Source organism: Streptomyces sp. NPDC051217 (assembly GCF_044455465.1).
GTDB lineage: Bacteria > Actinomycetota > Actinomycetes > Streptomycetales > Streptomycetaceae > Streptomyces.
The window spans coordinates 306,584-323,892 of record NZ_JBITEV010000005.1 but is presented as its reverse complement, the minus strand read 5'-3'; the positions used below and the strand labels follow the sequence as shown (position 1 = coordinate 323,892).

Annotated in this window: 15 protein-coding genes; 9 read left to right on the top strand and 6 right to left on the bottom strand. The window is 70.4% G+C overall.

Annotation, left to right across the window (positions count from 1 at the left end; translation table 11 throughout):
* The first annotated feature begins 111 nt into the window (after window positions 1-111).
* The 4 genes from ACIBBB_RS14935 (at window position 112) to mshC (ending at window position 3,672) form a co-directional block, all read left to right on the top strand.
* Window positions 112-816, top strand: coding sequence for a histidine phosphatase family protein (locus ACIBBB_RS14935; protein ID WP_398981839.1), 705 nt, complete (start codon window positions 112-114; stop codon window positions 814-816).
* Window positions 817-922: 106 nt separating this feature from the next.
* Complete coding sequence (locus ACIBBB_RS14930) at window positions 923-1,513, top strand: DUF3090 domain-containing protein (protein WP_078078138.1); 591 nt, start codon at window positions 923-925, stop codon at window positions 1,511-1,513.
* Window positions 1,477-2,310 (top strand): SCO1664 family protein, encoded by an 834-nt coding sequence (locus ACIBBB_RS14925; protein WP_398981837.1) that lies wholly within the window; start codon window positions 1,477-1,479, stop codon window positions 2,308-2,310. Before ACIBBB_RS14930 ends, ACIBBB_RS14925 begins: the two co-directional genes overlap by 37 nt.
* A gap of 132 nt (window positions 2,311-2,442) precedes the next feature.
* Complete coding sequence (gene mshC, locus ACIBBB_RS14920) at window positions 2,443-3,672, top strand: cysteine--1-D-myo-inosityl 2-amino-2-deoxy-alpha-D-glucopyranoside ligase (protein WP_398981835.1); 1,230 nt, start codon at window positions 2,443-2,445, stop codon at window positions 3,670-3,672.
* Between the two features lie 401 nt (window positions 3,673-4,073).
* On the opposite strand, the gene ACIBBB_RS14915 is transcribed toward mshC, so the two are convergent.
* Window positions 4,074-5,129, bottom strand: a complete 1,056-nt coding sequence (locus tag ACIBBB_RS14915; RefSeq protein ID WP_398981833.1) for a PAC2 family protein — start codon at window positions 5,127-5,129, stop codon at window positions 4,074-4,076.
* 254 nt (window positions 5,130-5,383) lie between these two features.
* On the opposite strand from ACIBBB_RS14915, the gene ACIBBB_RS14910 reads away from it, so the two are divergent.
* Genes ACIBBB_RS14910 through ACIBBB_RS14890 form a run of 5 tightly spaced genes read left to right on the top strand, consistent with a single transcriptional unit; the run spans window position 5,384 to window position 11,186 of the window.
* Window positions 5,384-6,703 (top strand): enolase C-terminal domain-like protein, encoded by a 1,320-nt coding sequence (locus ACIBBB_RS14910; protein ID WP_398981831.1) that lies wholly within the window; start codon window positions 5,384-5,386, stop codon window positions 6,701-6,703.
* Complete coding sequence (locus ACIBBB_RS14905) at window positions 6,700-7,488, top strand: SDR family NAD(P)-dependent oxidoreductase (RefSeq protein ID WP_398981829.1); 789 nt, start codon at window positions 6,700-6,702, stop codon at window positions 7,486-7,488. Before ACIBBB_RS14910 ends, ACIBBB_RS14905 begins: the two co-directional genes overlap by 4 nt.
* Before the next feature lie 34 nt (window positions 7,489-7,522).
* Window positions 7,523-8,593 (top strand): sugar ABC transporter substrate-binding protein, encoded by a 1,071-nt coding sequence (locus tag ACIBBB_RS14900; protein WP_398981827.1) that lies wholly within the window; start codon window positions 7,523-7,525, stop codon window positions 8,591-8,593.
* Between the two features lie 2 nt (window positions 8,594-8,595).
* Window positions 8,596-10,158 (top strand): sugar ABC transporter ATP-binding protein, encoded by a 1,563-nt coding sequence (locus tag ACIBBB_RS14895; protein WP_398981825.1) that lies wholly within the window; start codon window positions 8,596-8,598, stop codon window positions 10,156-10,158.
* Window positions 10,155-11,186, top strand: a complete 1,032-nt coding sequence (locus tag ACIBBB_RS14890) for an ABC transporter permease (protein ID WP_398981823.1) — start codon at window positions 10,155-10,157, stop codon at window positions 11,184-11,186. The genes ACIBBB_RS14895 and ACIBBB_RS14890 overlap by 4 nt, the downstream gene beginning before the upstream one ends.
* A gap of 105 nt (window positions 11,187-11,291) precedes the next feature.
* On the opposite strand, the gene ACIBBB_RS14885 is transcribed toward ACIBBB_RS14890, so the two are convergent.
* The 5 genes from ACIBBB_RS14885 to ACIBBB_RS14865 form a co-directional block, all read right to left on the bottom strand.
* Complete coding sequence (locus ACIBBB_RS14885) at window positions 11,292-11,963, bottom strand: FadR/GntR family transcriptional regulator (RefSeq protein ID WP_398981821.1); 672 nt, start codon at window positions 11,961-11,963, stop codon at window positions 11,292-11,294.
* A gap of 153 nt (window positions 11,964-12,116) precedes the next feature.
* On the bottom strand, window positions 12,117-13,730 hold the full coding sequence (locus ACIBBB_RS14880; protein ID WP_398981819.1) for an FAD-dependent oxidoreductase: 1,614 nt from the start codon (window positions 13,728-13,730) through the stop codon (window positions 12,117-12,119).
* Between the two features lie 28 nt (window positions 13,731-13,758).
* On the bottom strand, window positions 13,759-15,312 hold the full coding sequence (gene glpK / locus ACIBBB_RS14875; RefSeq protein ID WP_398981817.1) for a glycerol kinase GlpK: 1,554 nt from the start codon (window positions 15,310-15,312) through the stop codon (window positions 13,759-13,761).
* Between the two features lie 46 nt (window positions 15,313-15,358).
* Window positions 15,359-16,150, bottom strand: a complete 792-nt coding sequence (locus ACIBBB_RS14870) for an MIP/aquaporin family protein (protein ID WP_398981814.1) — start codon at window positions 16,148-16,150, stop codon at window positions 15,359-15,361.
* 226 nt (window positions 16,151-16,376) lie between these two features.
* Window positions 16,377-17,141, bottom strand: a complete 765-nt coding sequence (locus ACIBBB_RS14865; protein WP_398981812.1) for an IclR family transcriptional regulator — start codon at window positions 17,139-17,141, stop codon at window positions 16,377-16,379.
* Between the last annotated feature and the right edge of the window lie 168 nt (window positions 17,142-17,309).

Sequence of the window (17,309 nt, the reverse complement as noted above, 5' to 3'; positions counted from 1 at the left end):
TCGACGCACGTCTGCCGCACCAGGGCCGGTCTCCCGGATCGGCCCGCCCGCTCCCTGTGCCGCGCCCGGGTGGCCGGACCGCCTTTCCGCGCACCGTTTAGGCTGGCCGGCATGGCCACCCTGATCCTCGTACGGCACGGACGCTCCACCGCCAACACCTCGGGCGTCCTCGCCGGCCGGACGCCCGGCGTCGCGCTCGACGAACAGGGCCTCGCGCAGGCCGCCGCCCTCCCCGGACGTCTCGCGGGCCTGCCGCTCGCCGCCGTCGTCAGCAGCCCGCTCCAGCGCTGTCTGGAGACGGTCCAGCCGCTCGTCGACGCCCGCCCCGGTGTCGAGGCGCACCAGGAGGAACGGATCAGCGAGTGCGACTACGGCGACTGGTCCGGGCGCAAACTCGCCGAACTGGGCGACGACCCCCTGATGGCGGTCGTCCAGCAGCACCCCTCGTCCGCCGTGTTCCCCGGAGGCGAGTCGATGCGCGCCATGCAGGCACGCGCCGTCGATGCCGTACGGGACTGGAACACCCGCGTCGAGGCCGAGCACGGCGAAGGTGCCGTCTTCCTGATGTGCTCGCACGGAGACATCATCAAGTCCCTGGTCGCCGACGCGCTCGGCATGCATCTCGACCACTTCCAGCGGATCCATGCCGACCCCTGCTCGGTCACCGCCATCCGTTACACCCGGCTGCGCCCCTTCCTGCTGCGGCTGGGGGAGACCGGCGACCTCGGTTCCCTGACACCGCGTGAGAACGGCGCGGAGGGAAAGAAGGACAGCAGCGGTGAAGCCGTCGTGGGGGGCGGCAGCGGCGCGGCGTGATCTCCGCGCGCAGTAGGGTGGACGGGCCGTCCGCGCCACCCCGGAGGTTCGCTCTCCGGGAGCCCCCGGCCCGCCCCATTCCGTCAATTCCCAAGGGAGACAGGACGTGTCCCGTCAGGTGTTCCTCTACGACCCGCCGGACCGCTTCGTGGCCGGTACGGTCGGGCTGCCTGGCCGCCGTACGTTCTTCCTCCAGGCATCCGCCTCGGGCCGCGTCACCAGCGTGGCCCTGGAGAAGACCCAGGTCGCCGCACTCGCCGAGCGCATAGATGAGCTGCTCGACGAGGTCGTGCGCCGTACCGGCGGCAACGCACCGGTGCCCGCCGTGGCCCCCACCGACGTCGCCGACGCCGCACCGCTCGACGCCCCCGTCGAGGAGGAGTTCCGGGTCGGCACCATGGCGCTGGCCTGGGACGGCGACGAACAGCGCATGATCGTCGAGGCCCAGGCGCTCGTCGAACTCGACGCGGACACCGACGAAGACCTCGCCGACGCCGAGGAACGGCTGCTCCAGGACGAGGAGAACGGCCCGCCGATGCTCCGCGTCCGGCTCTCCGGCGCCCAGGCGCGGGCCTTCGCCAAGCGTGCCCTGGACGTGGTCAACGCAGGCCGGCCGCCGTGCCCGCTGTGCAGTCTGCCGCTCGACCCGGAGGGACATGTATGCCCGCGCCAGAACGGATACCGCCGCGACGCATGAGCGTGACAGCGGTGGATCTGATCACCAAGGGCGAACTGACCGTACGGGGCCGCATCCGGGAGGCCTCCAACGCGGTGCTGTACTGCTCCGTGTCGTACGAGGGCGAGGCGGCCTCCTGCGTCTACAAGCCCGTCGCCGGGGAGCAGCCGCTCTGGGACTTCCCCGACGGGACGCTCGCCCAGCGCGAGGTGGCCGCCTACGAGATCTCCGAGGTGACCGGCTGGGGTCTGGTACCGCCCACCGTGCTGCGTGACGGTCCGTACGGCGAGGGCATGTGCCAGCTCTGGATCGAGGCCGACGAGAGCGACACGGCGCCCCAACTCCTCGCCCTGGTCGAGGAGGAGGAGCCGGCGGAGGGCTGGAAGGCGATCGGCTTCGCGGAGGTCGGCGAGGGCCGTACCGCGCTGCTGGTGCACGCCGACGACCCGCGGCTGCGGCGGCTCGCGGTCCTCGACGCGGTCATCAACAACGGCGACCGCAAGGGCGGCCATCTGCTGCCCGAGGCCGGGGGCCGGCTGTACGCGATCGACCACGGCGTCACCTTCAACGTGGACGACAAACTGCGCACGCTGCTGTGGGGCTGGGCGGGGGAGCCGCTGCCCGCCGAGGCCGTGACCGTCCTGGACCGGCTGGCCGAGGAGTTGGTCGAAGGCACCCCACTCACCACCCGGTTGGCCGAACTGATCACACCGGCCGAGACCGAGGCCGTACGGTCCCGGGTCCAGGAACTGCGCCGTACGGGACGCCATCCGAAGCCGTCCGGGCAGTGGCCCGCGATCCCCTGGCCGCCCGTCTGACCTTGCCGGACGCGGACGTCCGGGGCCGTGTGGCGGCCGTGCACCAACCGGCCGATCATGCAAGGGCGCCGAATCGGACAACGGCACCGGTCCAGTTCGTATCCGGAAGCGACGTCCGGTTACGCTCATGACATGCATGCCTGGCCCGCTTCCGACGTCCCCGCCCTGCCCGGCAAGGGCCGCGACCTCCGGATTCACGACACAGCGACCGGTGGTCCCGTCACCGTCGCCCCCGGACCCGTCGCCCGTATCTACGTCTGCGGCATCACGCCGTACGACGCGACGCACATCGGGCACGCGGCGACCTACAACGCGTTCGACCTCGTGCAGCGCGTCTGGCTCGACACCAAGCGGCAGATCCAGTACGTCCAGAACGTCACCGACATCGACGACCCGCTCCTTGAGCGCGCGACACGCGACGGCGAGGACTGGACCGGGCTCGCGGAGCGTGAGACCGCCCTGTTCCGTGAGGACATGACGGCGCTGCGGATGCTGCCGCCGCAGCACTACATCGGCGCGGTCGAGGCGATACCGGGCATCGTGCCGCTGGTGGAGCGGCTGTGCGAGAGCGGCGCCGCGTACGTACTGGAAGGCGACGTCTACTTCTCCGTCGAGGCCGACCCGCACTTCGGCGAGGTCTCCGGTCTCGACGCGGAAGCGATGCGGCTGCTCTCCGCCGAGCGCGGCGGCGACCCGGAGCGCCCCGGCAAGAAGAACCCGCTCGACCCGATCCTCTGGATGGCCGCCCGCGAGGGCGAGCCCAACTGGGACGGCGGCAGCCTCGGCAGCGGCCGGCCGGGCTGGCACATCGAGTGTGTGGCCATCGCCCTCGACCACCTCGGCATGGGCTTCGACGTCCAGGGCGGCGGCAGCGATCTGGCTTTCCCGCACCACGAGATGGGCGCCTCGCACGCACAGGCGCTGACCGGCGAGCACCCGTTCGCCAAGACGTACGTGCACGCCGGGATGGTCGCGCTCGACGGCGAGAAGATGTCCAAGTCCAAGGGCAATCTGGTCTTCGTCTCCGCCCTGCGCCACGCGGGCGTGGACCCGGCCGCGATCCGGCTCGCACTGCTCGCGCACCACTATCGCTCGGACTGGGAGTGGACGGACCAAGAGCTCGAAACGGCGGTGGCGCGTCTGGCACGCTGGCGCGCCGCCGTGTCCCGCCCCGACGGCCCTCCGGCACAGGCACTGGTGGAAGAGGTCCGCGAGGCCCTGTCGAACGATCTGGACGCCCCGACGGCACTGGTGGCGATCGACCGCTGGGCCGAACTCCAGGAGTCCGCGGGCGGCACGGACGAAGGGGCGCCGGGAGTGGTGTCCCGCACGGTGGACGCGCTGCTGGGAGTCGCGCTGTAGGTCTTGCCGTCGACCTGTGCTGTCCGCCGGTGGGGGGGGGGGGGGGGGCCCCCCCCCCCCCCCCCCCCCCCCGGCGACACCCCCGGGGCGTGTCCGCGAAGCCCCGCCTGGCCCGCGATGCCTGGCAACCACACCTAGGGCCCGAGCTTGCCCACGGCGGCGCGCGCCTCCAGCCGGGTCGCGGTCGGATCCGGGGCTCGGGAGGGTGGGTTCACGCGCGCCCGTGAACTGCTGGTCTCCATTCGCCGTGCACACCCGGGAGTTGTCGTGGGCCTCGGTCTTCATGGGGGCCGGCCGGGTCCGGGCCTGTTCGCTCTCCCTGGAGCGCCGGGGCCGGCCGGGGCGGGCCGTGCCCTGGGCCTCGCGACCCGCGACCCGGGACACGGACCCGGGACCCGCGCTCAGTCGTCCGAGGAATCCTCGTCGTCGCCGTCGCCCGGACCCGGCTCCCGGTCCGGGCCGGTGCCGGGGCCCGGCTCGGGTCCGGCGCCCGGGTCGGGACCGGGGCGGGGAGGCCGTGGCGGGCGGCCGCGGCCCGGACCCGACGTGTCGCGCAGATACGTCCCCGAGCCCTCGCCGCTCTCCGTGGCGTGCCCGCCGGGCGACTGGCCGGGGCCGCCGTCACGCCGGCGCAGATACCGCTCGAACTCCCGCGCGATCGCCTCGCCCGACGCCTCCGGCAGCTCCGCGGTGTCGCGCGCCTCCTCCAGCGACTGGACGTACTCCGCCACCTCGCTGTCCTCGGCGGCCAGTTGGTCCACCCCGAGCTGCCACGCCCGCGCGTCCTCCGCCAGTTCGCCCAGCGGGATCCGCAGCCCGATCAGATCCTCCAGCCGGTTCAGCAGGGCCAGCGTCGCCTTCGGGTTCGGCGGCTGCGAGACGTAGTGCGGTACGGCGGCCCACAGGCTCACCGCGGGCACACCCGCGTGCGTGCACGCCTCCTGAAGGATGCCGACAATGCCGGTCGGGCCCTCGTACCGGGTCTCCTCCAGGTCCATGGTCCTGGCCAGGTCCGCGTCCGAGGTCACGCCGCTGACCGGCACCGGGCGGGTGTGCGGGGTGTCGCCGAGCAGCGCGCCCAGGATCACCACCATCTCCACGCCCAGCTCATGGGCGAAGCCCAGGATCTCGTTGCAGAAGGAGCGCCAGCGCATGGACGGTTCGATCCCGCGGACCAGCACCAGGTCACGGGGTTTCTCGCCGCCTACCCGGACCACGGAGAGCCGGGTCGTGGGCCAGACGATCTTCCGTGCTCCGCCGTCCAGATAGACCGTGGGCCGGTTGACCTGGAAGTCGTAGTAGTCCTCGGCGTCCAGCGCCGCGAACACCTCGCCCTTCCACTCCCGGTCCAGATGTCCGACCGCGGTGGACGCCGCGTCGCCGGCGTCGTTCCAGCCCTCGAACGCGGCCACCATGACCGGGTCGATCAGCTCGGGTACCCCCTCGAGCTCGATCACCCAGGCCTCCTTCCGAAGTGTGCTCTGAACGTACGGACCAACCTTACGGCTTCTCAGCTACCGGCCCGCAGCCCCCATGCACGCGTGGGTGAACTTCCGCGTCGCTGGGCATGGCTGGGGATGCCGATCCGGGAATCGGAGAATTCATCCGAGCTGTGACCGTAAATTTCGTTCCGCCCCTGGACGTTTACCCCTCAACGACGCTATACATCGGATGACCGAAGAGGTCCGATGTTCTTCTCAGGGGGCGTGCAGTGAGTCAGACCGTCACAGAGTTCGGGGTACACGACATCCGCTTCCCCACCTCGGAACAGCTCGACGGCTCGGACGCCATGAACCCCGACCCCGACTACTCCGCGGCATACGTGGTCCTGCGCACCGACGAGGGCGCCGAGGGCCACGGTTTCTGCTTCACCATAGGCCGCGGCAACGACGTACTCGCCGCCGCCATCGAGGCCCTGCGGCCCTACGTGGTCGGCCGCCGGGCGCCCCGTACCGCCGCCGATCTCGCCGCGCTCCACATCGAGCTCACCCACGACTCGCAGCTGCGCTGGCTCGGCCCGGAGAAGGGCGTCATGCACATGGCCGCGGGCGCGGTCATCAACGCCGCCTGGGACCTCGCCGCCAAGGCGGCCGGTCTGCCCGTCTGGGAGTTCCTGGCCGGCATGACGCCCGAGGAACTGGTCTCCCTCGTCGACTTCCGCTATCTCACCGACGCCCTCACCCCGGCCGAGGCGCTGGAGATCCTGCGCGCCGCCGAGCCCGGCCGCGCCGAGCGCGCCGCCCGGCTGCGCGCCGAGGGCTACCCCGCGTACACCACCTCGCCCGGCTGGCTCGGCTACGACGACACCAAGCTCGTCACCCTCGCCGAACAGGCCGTCGCCGACGGCTTCGAGCAGATCAAGCTCAAGGTGGGCGGCGACCTGGACGACGACGTACGGCGGATGAAGCTGGCCCGCGCGGCGGTCGGCCCCGACATCCGTATCGCCGTCGACGCCAACCAGCGCTGGGACGTGCCCGACGCGATCCGCTGGATGACCGCGCTGGCCCCGCACGAGCCGCACTGGATCGAGGAGCCCACCAGCCCCGACGACATCCTGGGCCACGCCGCCGTCCGGGCCGGCCAGCCGGTCAAGGTCGCCACCGGCGAACACGTCGCCAACCGCGTCGTGTTCAAGCAGCTGCTCCAGGCAGAGGCCGTCGACTTCGTCCAGATCGACGCCGCGCGCGTCGCCGGCGTCAACGAGAACCTGGCGATCCTGCTCCTCGCCGCCAAGTACGGCAAGCCGGTCTGCCCGCACGCGGGCGGAGTCGGCCTGTGCGAACTGGTCCAGCATCTGGCCATGTTCGACTACGTTGCCGTCTCGGGCACCTGGGAGGACCGTGTGATCGAATACGTCGACCACCTCCACGAGCACTTCACCGACCCCGTGGTGATCGACTCCGGCCGCTACGTCGCGCCGGGCGCCCCGGGCTTCTCCGCGCGGATGCGCCCGGAGTCGATGGCCGCGCACCGCTATCCGGAAGGGCCCGTCTGGCAGGCCCGCCGCACCACCGAGGAGGTCAACTCATGACCGCGGCACAGGACACAGGAGATTTCGCGGGCCTGGGCGCCCTCGTCACCGGCGGCGCCTCAGGCATCGGGGCGGCCGTCGCGACCCTGCTGCTCGCGCGCGGCGCGCGTGTCGCCGTACTCGACCGCGACACCGCGTCGGCCCCCGCGGGCACCCTGGCACTCAAGGCCGACGTGACCGACGACGACGCCGTCCGCGCGGCGGTCGACGCGGCCGCCGCCGAGTTCGGCGCCCTGCACACCGTCGTCTCCAACGCCGGGATCGGCGCGATCGGCACCGTCACCGACAACGACGACGCCGAATGGCTGCGGGTCCTCGACATCAACGTCCTCGGCATGGTCCGCACCGCGCGCCACGCCCTGCCCCATCTGCGGCGCGCCGCCGCGGACCGGCCCGGCTGCGTCTCGATCACCCACACCTGCTCCATCGCCGCCACGGCGGGGCTGCCGCAACGCGCCCTGTACAGCGCCAGCAAGGGCGCGGTGCAGTCGCTGACCCTCGCGATGGCCGCCGACCACATCCGTGAAGGCGTACGCGTCAACTGCGTCAACCCCGGTACCGCGGACACCCCCTGGGTCGGCCGCCTGCTCGACCAGGCACCCGACCCGGTGGCCGAACGTGCCGCCCTCGAAGCGCGCCAGCCCACGGGACGGCTGGTCAGCGCGGACGAGGTCGCAGCGGCGGTCGCCTACCTCGCCAGCCCCGCCGCAGCTGCCGTCACGGGCACGGCACTCGCGGTCGACGGCGGAATGCAGGGCCTTCGTCTGCGCCCCGCCACGCCCTGAGCCTGAGCCGACACTCATCCAAGGACGGAAAACCATGCTGCGACACCCTGTGGGGCGATCCCCACGCACCGTACTGCGTACGAGCGCCGCGGCCTGTGCCGCGCTGCTCGCCGTCACGGCCCTCGCGGGCTGCAACCGTGACTCGGAGAGCGGGGACGGCGGTGGCGGCAAGGTCGGCATCGACCTGCCGCGCAGTGACAGCGACTTCTGGAACTCCTACCAGCAGTACATCGAGTCCGGCGTCAAGGACGAGGAGATCGACGCGCTGTCGCTGACCAACTCGCAGAACGACATCGGCAAGCTCGTCTCCAACGTCCAGGCCTTCACCGACCAGGGCGCCAAGGCCGTGGTCATGGCCCCGCAGGACACCGGCGCGATAGCCGAGACGCTGGCCGAGCTGAACGACAAGGACATCCCGGTCGTCAGCGTGGACACCCGCCCCGACAAGGGCGACGTCTACATGGTCGTACGGGCCGACAACCGCGCGTACGGCCAGAAGGCCTGCGAGTACCTGGGTGAGCAGCTGGGCGGCAAGGGCAAGGTCGCCGAGTTCCAGGGCGACCTCTCCTCCATCAACGGCCGTGACCGCTCCGAGGCGTTCAAGAGCTGCATGGACGAGAAGTTCCCCGACATCGAGGTGTTCGAGCTCGCCACCGAGTGGAAGGGCGAAGTGGCGTCCGCCAAGCTCCAGTCCACGCTCGCCGCGCACCCGGACCTGAACGGCATCTACATGCAGGCGGGCGGCGTCTTCCTGCAGCCCACCCTCGCCCTCCTGGAGCAGAAGAAGCTCCTCAAGCCGGCGGGGGAGAAGGGCCACATCACGATCATCTCCAACGACGGCATCCCGGAGGAGCTGGACGCGATCCGGGAGGGCAAGATCGACGCCACCGTCTCGCAGCCCGCCGACCTGTACGCCAAGTACGCGCTGTACTACGCGAAGGAGGCGCTGGCCGGGAAGACCCCGAAGGAGGGTCCGACCGACCACGACTCCAACATCGTCAAGATCCCGAACGGTTACGAGGACCAGCTTCCCGCGCCCCTGGTGACCAAGGAGAACGTGGACGACAAGGCGCTGTGGGCCAATCAGCTGGAGAAGAAGAGCTAGCCATGGACCAGGCACCTGCGGCCGGGGCGCCGGCAGCGGCGGCGCCCGCCGTCCACGCGGAGGGCATCGTCAAGCGCTTCGGTCCCACCGTGGCGCTCGACGGTGTCCGGCTGACCGTCGCGCCCGGCGAGTCCCACGCACTCGTCGGGCGCAACGGCGCCGGCAAGTCCACCCTCGTCAGTGTCCTTACCGGACTCCACGAGGCCGACGCGGGAAAGGTGAGCTTCGGCGGCGAACCGGCGCCCGCCTTCGGCGACATCTCGGCCTGGCAGTCCAAGGTCGCCTGCGTCTACCAGAAGTCGATGGTCGTACCCGACCTGACCGTCGCCGAGAATCTCTTCCTCAACAACTACGGCTTGGACAAGGGCGGTTCAGGGATCGGCGGGCGCCTCATCAGTTGGCGCCGGCTCCGTACCCGCGCCGAGGAGCTGCTCGCCGAGTACGGCGTCAGCGTCGACCCGAACGCGCGGGCCAAGGATCTCGCCGTCGAGCAGCGGCAGTTCGTGGAGATCGCGCGCGCCCTGTCGTTCGGCGCCCGGCTGATCATCCTGGACGAGCCCACGGCCCAGCTCGACGCCCGCGGCATCGACAGCCTCTTCGAGAAGCTCCGTGACCTCCAGAGCCAGGGGGTGGCGTTCCTCTTCATCTCGCACCACCTCCAGGAGGTGTACGAGCTGTGCAGCACCGTCACCGTCTACCGCGACGCCCGCCATGTGCTGACCGCACCGGTCGCCGATCTGGCCAAGGCGGACCTGGTGACGGCCATGACGGGCGACGCGGCGAGCTCGGCGGCGGCCTGGCACGCCGCGCACGCGGTGCCCCCGGACCGGACGGTGGCGCCCGTACTGACCACCGAAGGGCTCGCCCTGGAGGGCGAGTTCGAACCGCTCGACCTCGAAGTGCGGCCCGGTGAGGTCCTCGGCGTGGCCGGGGCCGCGGCCAGCGGCAACACCGCGCTGGGCGAGATCCTGGTCGGCATGCGGAAGGCGACGGCGGGCCGGATCGCGGTACGCGACCGGACGGTCAGGCCGGGCAGCGTCCCGGACTCCCTGGACGCCGGGATCGGCTACATCCCCGAGGACCGGCACCTCCAGGGGCTCGTACTGGACCGCAGCGTCGCCGAGAACGCCACACTCACGGTCGCCGACCAGCTCGGCCCGTGGGGGACCGTACTGCCCTCCCGTACGCGGGAGTTCGCCCGGTCGATGATCGCCTCGCTGGACATCAAGACGACAGGGCCCGAGCAGCCGGTCTCGGGACTCTCCGGCGGCAATCAGCAGAAGGTGGTGGTCGCGCGGGCGCTGGCCCGCGGGCCCAGCGTGCTGGTGGCCCTGCGCCCCACGGCGGGCGTCGACGTCAAGTCGAAGGATTCGCTGCTCGGCGTCGTACGCCGGGTGGCCGACGAAGGAAACGCGGCCGTGATCATCTCCGACGAGCTGGATGATCTGCGGGTCTGCGATCGCGTACTGGCCCTGTTCCACGGGCGAGTGGTGGCAACGTTCGGGAGCGGGTGGACCGACCGGGAACTGGTCGCCGCCATGGAAGGTGTGGGGGAGAACGGATGACCGAGACGATACGACCGCCGGTGCTCGACAAGGAGCGCGCCGACGACCACCCGCTGAGCCGGCTGAAGCTCATCAGGTGGAGCGACTTCTCGCTCGTGCCGGTGATCCTGGTGCTGATGGTGATCGGCTTCATCGTCTCGCCGGTCTTCCTCACCTCCAACAACCTGATCAGCGTGGTCCAGCAGTCGTCCGAGCTGAGTCTGCTGGTGCTCGGCCAGGCACTGATCCTGATCTGCGGCCGGATGGACCTGTCGCTGGAGTCGACGATCGGCATCGCGCCGGTCATCGCCATGTGGATGGTGCTGCCGAGCGACGGCGGCCGGTTCGCAGGTCTGGATCTGCTGCCCGTCTGGATGGCCATCCCGGCGTGTCTGCTGGTCGGCATGATCGTCGGTGTGGTCAACGGCTTCCTGATGCTGAAGCTGCGGGTCAACGGGTTCATCGCGACCCTCGGCATGCTCACGATGCTGCGCGGCCTCCAGATCGGCATCACCGAGGGCAAGTCGATCACCGATGTCCCGGAGTCCTTCCGCTACCTCGGCAAGACCGACTGGCTGGGAGCGCCCGCCGCCGTCTGGATCTGTCTGGCGCTGTTCGCGATCGGCGGCGCCTCGCTCGCCTGGCTGCGGCACGGGCGTTCGCTGTACGCCATCGGCGGCAACCCGGAGGCGGCGCGCGCCGCCGGTATCCGGGTGGACCGGATCACCTGGATCGTGCTCGCCATCGGCGGCATCCTCGCGGCCTTCGCCGGCATCCTCTACACCGGCCACTACGGCTCCGTGGCGGCGACCCAGGGCAACGGCTGGATCTTCCAGGTCTTCGCGGCCGCCGTGATCGGCGGCATCAGCCTCAAGGGCGGGCGTGGCACGCTCTTCGGCGCGCTGACCGGTGTGCTGACGCTTCAGCTGGTGGTGAATGTGATGACGCTGGGCGGGGTGCCCGCGCTCTGGAACCAGTTCCTGAACGGCGCGATCATCATCGTCGCCCTGGTCATCTCGCGGTTCGCGAGCGGCGAGAAGCAGGACTGACCGGCCGGGGACACGGCTACGGCACGGACACGGCCGGGGACACGGCTACGGGCCTCCCGGGAGCGGAATCCGCTCCCGGGAGGCCCGTAGCCGTGCCCCTGACCGTCAGAGCGTCGAACGCAGCCACTGCTCCACACTCGCGACATGCACCGTCGCCCACGATCTGGCCGCCTCGCCGTCCCGGTCCCGCAGCGCCGCCAGGATCGCCCGGTGCTCGTGCAACGTACGGCTGACCGCGTCCTCCTGGGTCAGTCCACGCCAGACCCGGGCCCGTGTCGTCGGCCCCGAAAGGCCGTCGAGCAGCGAGCAGAGCACCGAGTTGCCCGAGGCCTGCACGATCCCGCGGTGGAACTCCAGGTCCGAGGCCACCAGCTCCTCCACCGACGGCTCCGGGCCGAGCGCGTCCAACTGCTCGCTCAGCGTGTCCAGTTCGGAGTCCTTGATCCGGGAGGCGGCCATCGCCGTCGCGGCCGGTTCCAGGATTCGCCGTACCGCCAGGAACTCCAGCACCGTGTCGTCACGGTGGAAGTCGACGACGAAACTCAGCGCTTCCAGAAGGAGCTGCGGGTCGAGGCTGGTGACATACGTCCCGTCGCCCTGCCGTACGTCGAGAATGCGGATCAGCGACAGCGCGCGTACCGCCTCGCGCAGCGAGTTGCGCGACAGGCCCAGTTCGGCGGCGAGCTCGCTCTCCTTGGGAAGGCGGTCCCCCGGGCGCAGCGCGCCCGAGACGATCATTCCCTTGATCTTCTCGATGGCCTCGTCGGTGACAGCCATGGGCGACCTCCATACATCCGATGTATCGGCCTCCATTATGCGTCTCCGCGAGTGCCGGGCGCCCCCTTCCACCGGAGTTCCGCGAGAACGACGGAGCCGGGGACGGTCCTGCCGGCCCCGGCGCCGTTTCGGAACTTGATTCGAGGCGTGACGTCAGCCGTGCCGCTCGCCGAGCAACCGCTCGACCCGCGCCCGGATCTCGTCGGTGGCGAGCCCGCGGATCGTCAGCGTCGTACGGCGCCGCAGTACGTCGTCCGCGGTCTCCGCCCACTCGTGGTCGCGCGCGTACACGACCTGCGCCCAGATCTCCGGGGCGTCCGGGTGGATACGCTCGCCCAGCTCGGGGTGCTCGTACGCCAGGCGCGCGATGTCGAACGCCAACGACCCGTAGTGCCTGGCCAGATGGTGGGCGGTGTCGCGCGCCATGCCGTCGCCGTGCGAGCCGCCGTCGATCAGCAGCCGGTGCGTCACCGCCTGCGGATTGGCGATACCGGGCAGCGGCAGCATCTTCGGCAGCCGTGAGGTGGGCTCGATGTCGGAGCCGAGGGGACGGCCCGGCAGGGTCTCCAGCTTGTCCAGCACCGTACGGCCGATATGCCGGAACGTCGTCCACTTGCCGCCGGCGACCGACAGCATGCCGCCGCTGCCCTCGGTGACGACCGTCTCCCGCTTGGCGGTGGAGGTGTCACCAGGACCGCCGGGCAGTACCCGAAGACCGGCGAACGAGTAGGTGATCAGCTCGCGCGAGAGCTGCTGGTCGCGCACGGACAGCGACGCCTCGTCCAGGATCTGGTGGATGTCCGCGTCGGTGACCGCCACGTCCGCCGGATCGCCCACGTACGTCTCGTCCGTCGTGCCCAGCAGCAGCATGTCCTCCCAGGGGAGGGCGAAAGTGATGCGGAACTTGTCGATCGGGGTCGCGAGCGCCGCGTTCCAGGGGGCGGTGCGCCGCAGCACGAGGTGCGCGCCCTTGGAGAGCCGGATGGAGGGCTCGGACCTCGGGTCCTCCATCGTGCGCAGCCGGTCGACCCAGGGGCCGGTGGCGTTCAGTACGAGCCGGGCGTCGACCCCGAACTCCGTACCGTCCAGACCGTCCTTGAGCTCGGCGCCCGTCACCCGCCCGCCGCTGAACCGCAACCCGGTGACCTGGGCGTGGTTGAGGACGGCCGCGCCCGACTCGACGGCGGCGCGGACCGTCATGATCGCCATCCGCGCGTCGTTCATCTGGTCGTCGCCGTACACGGCCACGGCCCGCAGATTGTCCGTCCGCAGCTCGGGCACCGCGCGCCGCGCCTTGGCCGGGCTCAGCAGATGCCCGACACCGTCGCCGAAGGCGGACAGCGCCGAGTACGCGAAGACGCCGGCACCCAGCTTGGCCGCGCTGTGCGGCCCGTTCTTGTAGACGGGCAGATAGAAGGTGAGCGGGTTCGCCAGATGCGGAGCCACCCGGCGGGAGACCGCGCGGCGCTCGAAGTGGTTCTCGGCGACCAGCTTCACCTCACCGGTCTGCAAGTAGCGCAGACCGCCGTGGAGCAGCTTGGAGGAGGCGGAGGAGGTGGCGCCCGCGAAGTCGCCACCGTCCACCAGGGCCACCCGCAGTCCCGACTGGGAGGCGTGCCAGGCGGTGGAGATGCCCAGGATGCCGCCGCCGATGACCAGCAGGTCGTAGGTGGCGCGGGACAGTTGCTCCCGGGTCTCGGCACGGCTCGGGAGGGAGCCGCCGGCCGGATGCGTGCCCAGGGCGGGACCGCTGTGAAGGGTGGTCATGGTGTCTCCTCGATCGGACGGGGCTTGCTCAGCTGTCCTCGTCGTCGTCCAGCCATGCCTTGGTGCGCTCGACGGCCTTGAGCCAGTTCTTGTATTCGCGTGCGCGCCTCGCCTGGTCCATGTCCGGAGTCCACTCCGCGGCCCGGCGCCAGTTGGCGCGCAGCGCGTCGGTGTCCGGCCAGAAGCCGACCGCGAGGCCGGCGGCGTAGGCGGCGCCCAGGACGGTGGTCTCGGCGACCATCGGGCGTACGACGGGCGCGTCGAGGACGTTGGCGAGCGTCTGCATCAGCAGGTTGTTGGCGGTCATACCGCCGTCGACCTTGAGGGACGTCAGCTCGACCTTGGAGTCCTTGGTCATGGCGTCGCTGATCTCGCGGGTCTGCCAGGCCGTGGCCTCCAGCACCGCGCGGGCGATGTGCGCCTTGGTGACATAGCTGGTGAGACCGGCGATCACGCCGCGGGCGGAGGAGTCCCAGTGGGGTGCGAACAGCCCGGAGAAGGCGGGGACGAAGTACGCGCCGCCGTTGTCCTCGACCGAGGAGGCGAGCGTCTCGATCTCGGGCGCGGTGTTGATGAGGCCCATCTGGTCGCGCATCCACTGGACCAGGGCGCCGGTGACGGCGATGGAGCCCTCCAGGGCGTACACCGCGGGCTGGTCCCCGATGCGGTAACCGACGGTGGTCAGCAGGCCGTTGTAGGAGTTGATGGGCTTGTGGGCGGTGTTCATCAGCATGAACGTGCCGGTGCCGTACGTCGACTTGGCCTCGCCCTCGGCGAAGCAGGTCTGGCCGAACAGGGCCGCCTGCTGGTCACCGAGCGCCGAGGCGACCGGGACCCCGTTCAGCGGGCCGCCCTTGGCCGTTCCGTACACCTCGGACGAGGAGCGGATCTTCGGGAGCATGGCCATCGGGACACCGATCGAGTTGCAGATCTTCGGGTCCCACTCCAGGGTGTCGAGCCGCATCAGCATCGTGCGGGAGGCGTTGGTGACGTCCGTGACGTGCACGCCGCCGTTGACGCCGCCGGTCAGATTCCAGATCACCCAGGAATCCATGGTGCCGAAGAGGATGTCGCCGTTCTCCGCGCGCTCGCGCAGGCCCTCGACATTGTCCAGCAGCCAGCGGGCCTTCGGCCCGGCGAAGTAGGTCGCCAGCGGCAGTCCGGTGTCGCGCCGGAACCGGTCCTGGCCCACGTTGCGGCCCAGTTCTCTGACGAGCGCGCTGGTACGGGTGTCCTGCCAGACGATGGCGTTGTGGACGGGCTCACCGGTCTTCTTGTCCCAGAGCATGGTGGTCTCGCGCTGGTTGGTGATCCCGATCGCCAGGACGTCGGCCCTGGTGATGTCCGCCTTCTCGATGGCGTTCGCCAGGACTTCCTGGACGTTGGCCCAGATCTCCTTGGCGTCGTGCTCGACCCAGCCCGGCTTCGGGAAGATCTGCCGGTGTTCCTTCTGGTCGACGGCGACGATGCGCGCGTCGACGTCGAAGACGATGCAGCGGCTGGACGTCGTGCCCTGGTCGATGGCCGCGATGAACGGTCCCGCTCCGCGGGAGGAAGTCCCGGTGCTCTGTGCGTCACTCACGGTGTCTGCTCCTGCTCGGTTCGGAGGGCGGAGGGAAGAGGGAGGGTCACTTGAGGGCCCAGTTGAAGAAGCCGGCCGCGGCGGCGCCGCCGATCAGCGGGCCGGCGACGGGGATCCAGGCGTACGTCCAGTCGGAGCCGCCCTTGTTGGGCAGCGGCAGCAGGGCGTGGACGATGCGGGGGCCGAGGTCACGCGCCGGGTTGATGGCGTATCCCGTGGGGCCACCGAGCGAGAGGCCGATACCCACAACGACCAGTGCGACGATCAGCGCGCCCAGCGTGCCGAGGCCGTTGCCCTCGTTGTTCAGTCCCTGGGTGAGGATCGCGATCACCAGGACGAAGGTGGCGATGATCTCGGTGAGGAGGTTCTGCACGGTGTTCCGGATCTCCGGGCCCGTGGAGAAGATGCCGAGGACCGGACCGGCCTTCGGCGCGGTCTTCTGGTCGACCAGACCCTCGATCCTCGGCTGCGCCGCGAGAATCTCCGGGTCGGTCAGATGGGCCTTGAACTGTCCCATGTACGACACCCACACCAGGAACGCGCCGATGAGGGCGCCGAGCAGCTGGCTGGCCATGTAGAGGGGAACGTCCCCCCACGGGGTCGTGCCCGCGATCGCCAGACCGAGGGTGACCGCGGGGTTCAGATGGGCGCCGGATATGCCCGTGGCGAGATAGGCACCGGTGAGGACGGCGAGGCCCCAGCCGAAGCTGATGGCGACCCATCCCGCGGCATGCGATTTGGAGCGCTTGAGGACGACGCCCGCCACGACGCCACCACCGAGCAGCAGCAGAAGGGCGGTACCAACCATCTCGCCGATGAAGATGTCGTAGTGAGACACCCGAGACTCCTTCGTCCAGGGAAGGCAGACCCGCGGCTCTCACCGATGGTCCGCGCCCTCGGTTAAGGGCATTGCCGGCCCTTGGCGTTGTCGTGCACGCAGAATGAGCCGTCGATCAGTGTTCGACAATGCCGACCATTGACCGGCAGTGTCATCCTGTGATGGATACGTCGTCAAGGGCTCCGTAGCCGGAACCTTGTTCTTCTCAGATCATCGGCCATGCGGTTCAGAACCGCCCGGCGCCGACATCCCTGGACACCGAACGGGCACATTCGCGCACCGCTGTGATCAGCTCCGGGCGGATTTCGCCGCCTTCGCACAGCCGTTCCACCGCGCCGGTGAGAGCGATGGCTCCGACCGGCATTCGGCGCCTGTCATGGATCGGAGAGGCCACCGCGGCCACCCCTTCCCAGGTCTCCTCGACGTCCGTCGCCCACCCCCGCGACCTGGTGAGTTCGAGAATCGCCTCGAATTGCTCCAGATCGGTGACGGTGCGCGTGGTGAGCTGTTCGCGGGTGCCTCTGACGGCCTCGCCGCGGGCCACCGGGTCGTACGCGGCGAGCACCTTCCCGAGGGCCGTGGAGTGCAGCGGCTGCATCGCGCCCACTTCCAGGACCTGTCGGCTGTCGTCGGGCCTGAAGACGTGGTGCACGATCAGCACGCCCTCCAGGTGCAGCACCCCCAGATGCACGCTCTCGCCGCTGGACCGCGCCAGATCGTCCGTCCATACCAGGGCGCGGGACCGCAGCTCATGGACGTCCAGATAGCTGTTGCCGAGCCGCAGCAGCTCTGCGCCCAGCTGGTAACGGCCGGAGACGGCGTCCTGCTCCACGAAGCCCTCGGCCTGGAGAGTACGGAGAATGCCGTGGGCCGTGCCCTTGGCCAGCCCGAGCGAGGAGGCGATGTCGGACAGGCCGAGCCTGCGCTCGCCGCCGGCCAGGAGCCGCAGCACCGCCGCCGCGCGCTGCAGCGACTGAATACTCTTCGCCATCGGCCGGGCCTCCACTACACAGTCGTTCGGCAATGCTGAACATTATGGGCCCATGCCGACTCCCCTCGAAGGTCACCGGATTCCTTCCCCGGGCAGGGACGCGCCAGTCCGCCCCGTGGTACACAAACGCCGTACGGAGCCGGGCACCGCTACCCTTGCCGGGTGCCC

Excerpts from the sequence above, each read along its gene's own strand:
- ACIBBB_RS14935 (WP_398981839.1), top strand. The coding sequence starts at position 112 with ATGGCCACCCTGATCCTCGTACGGCACGGACGCTCCACCGCCAACACC.
- ACIBBB_RS14925 (WP_398981837.1), top strand. The coding sequence starts at position 1,477 with ATGCCCGCGCCAGAACGGATACCGCCGCGACGCATGAGCGTGACAGCG.
- mshC (WP_398981835.1), top strand. The coding sequence starts at position 2,443 with ATGCATGCCTGGCCCGCTTCCGACGTCCCCGCCCTGCCCGGCAAGGGC.
- ACIBBB_RS14905 (WP_398981829.1), top strand. The coding sequence starts at position 6,700 with ATGACCGCGGCACAGGACACAGGAGATTTCGCGGGCCTGGGCGCCCTC.
- ACIBBB_RS14900 (WP_398981827.1), top strand. The coding sequence starts at position 7,523 with ATGCTGCGACACCCTGTGGGGCGATCCCCACGCACCGTACTGCGTACG.
- ACIBBB_RS14895 (WP_398981825.1), top strand. The coding sequence starts at position 8,596 with ATGGACCAGGCACCTGCGGCCGGGGCGCCGGCAGCGGCGGCGCCCGCC.
- ACIBBB_RS14890 (WP_398981823.1), top strand. The coding sequence starts at position 10,155 with ATGACCGAGACGATACGACCGCCGGTGCTCGACAAGGAGCGCGCCGAC.
- ACIBBB_RS14885 (WP_398981821.1), bottom strand. The coding sequence starts at position 11,963 with ATGGCTGTCACCGACGAGGCCATCGAGAAGATCAAGGGAATGATCGTC.
- ACIBBB_RS14880 (WP_398981819.1), bottom strand. The coding sequence starts at position 13,730 with ATGACCACCCTTCACAGCGGTCCCGCCCTGGGCACGCATCCGGCCGGC.
- ACIBBB_RS14865 (WP_398981812.1), bottom strand. The coding sequence starts at position 17,141 with ATGGCGAAGAGTATTCAGTCGCTGCAGCGCGCGGCGGCGGTGCTGCGG.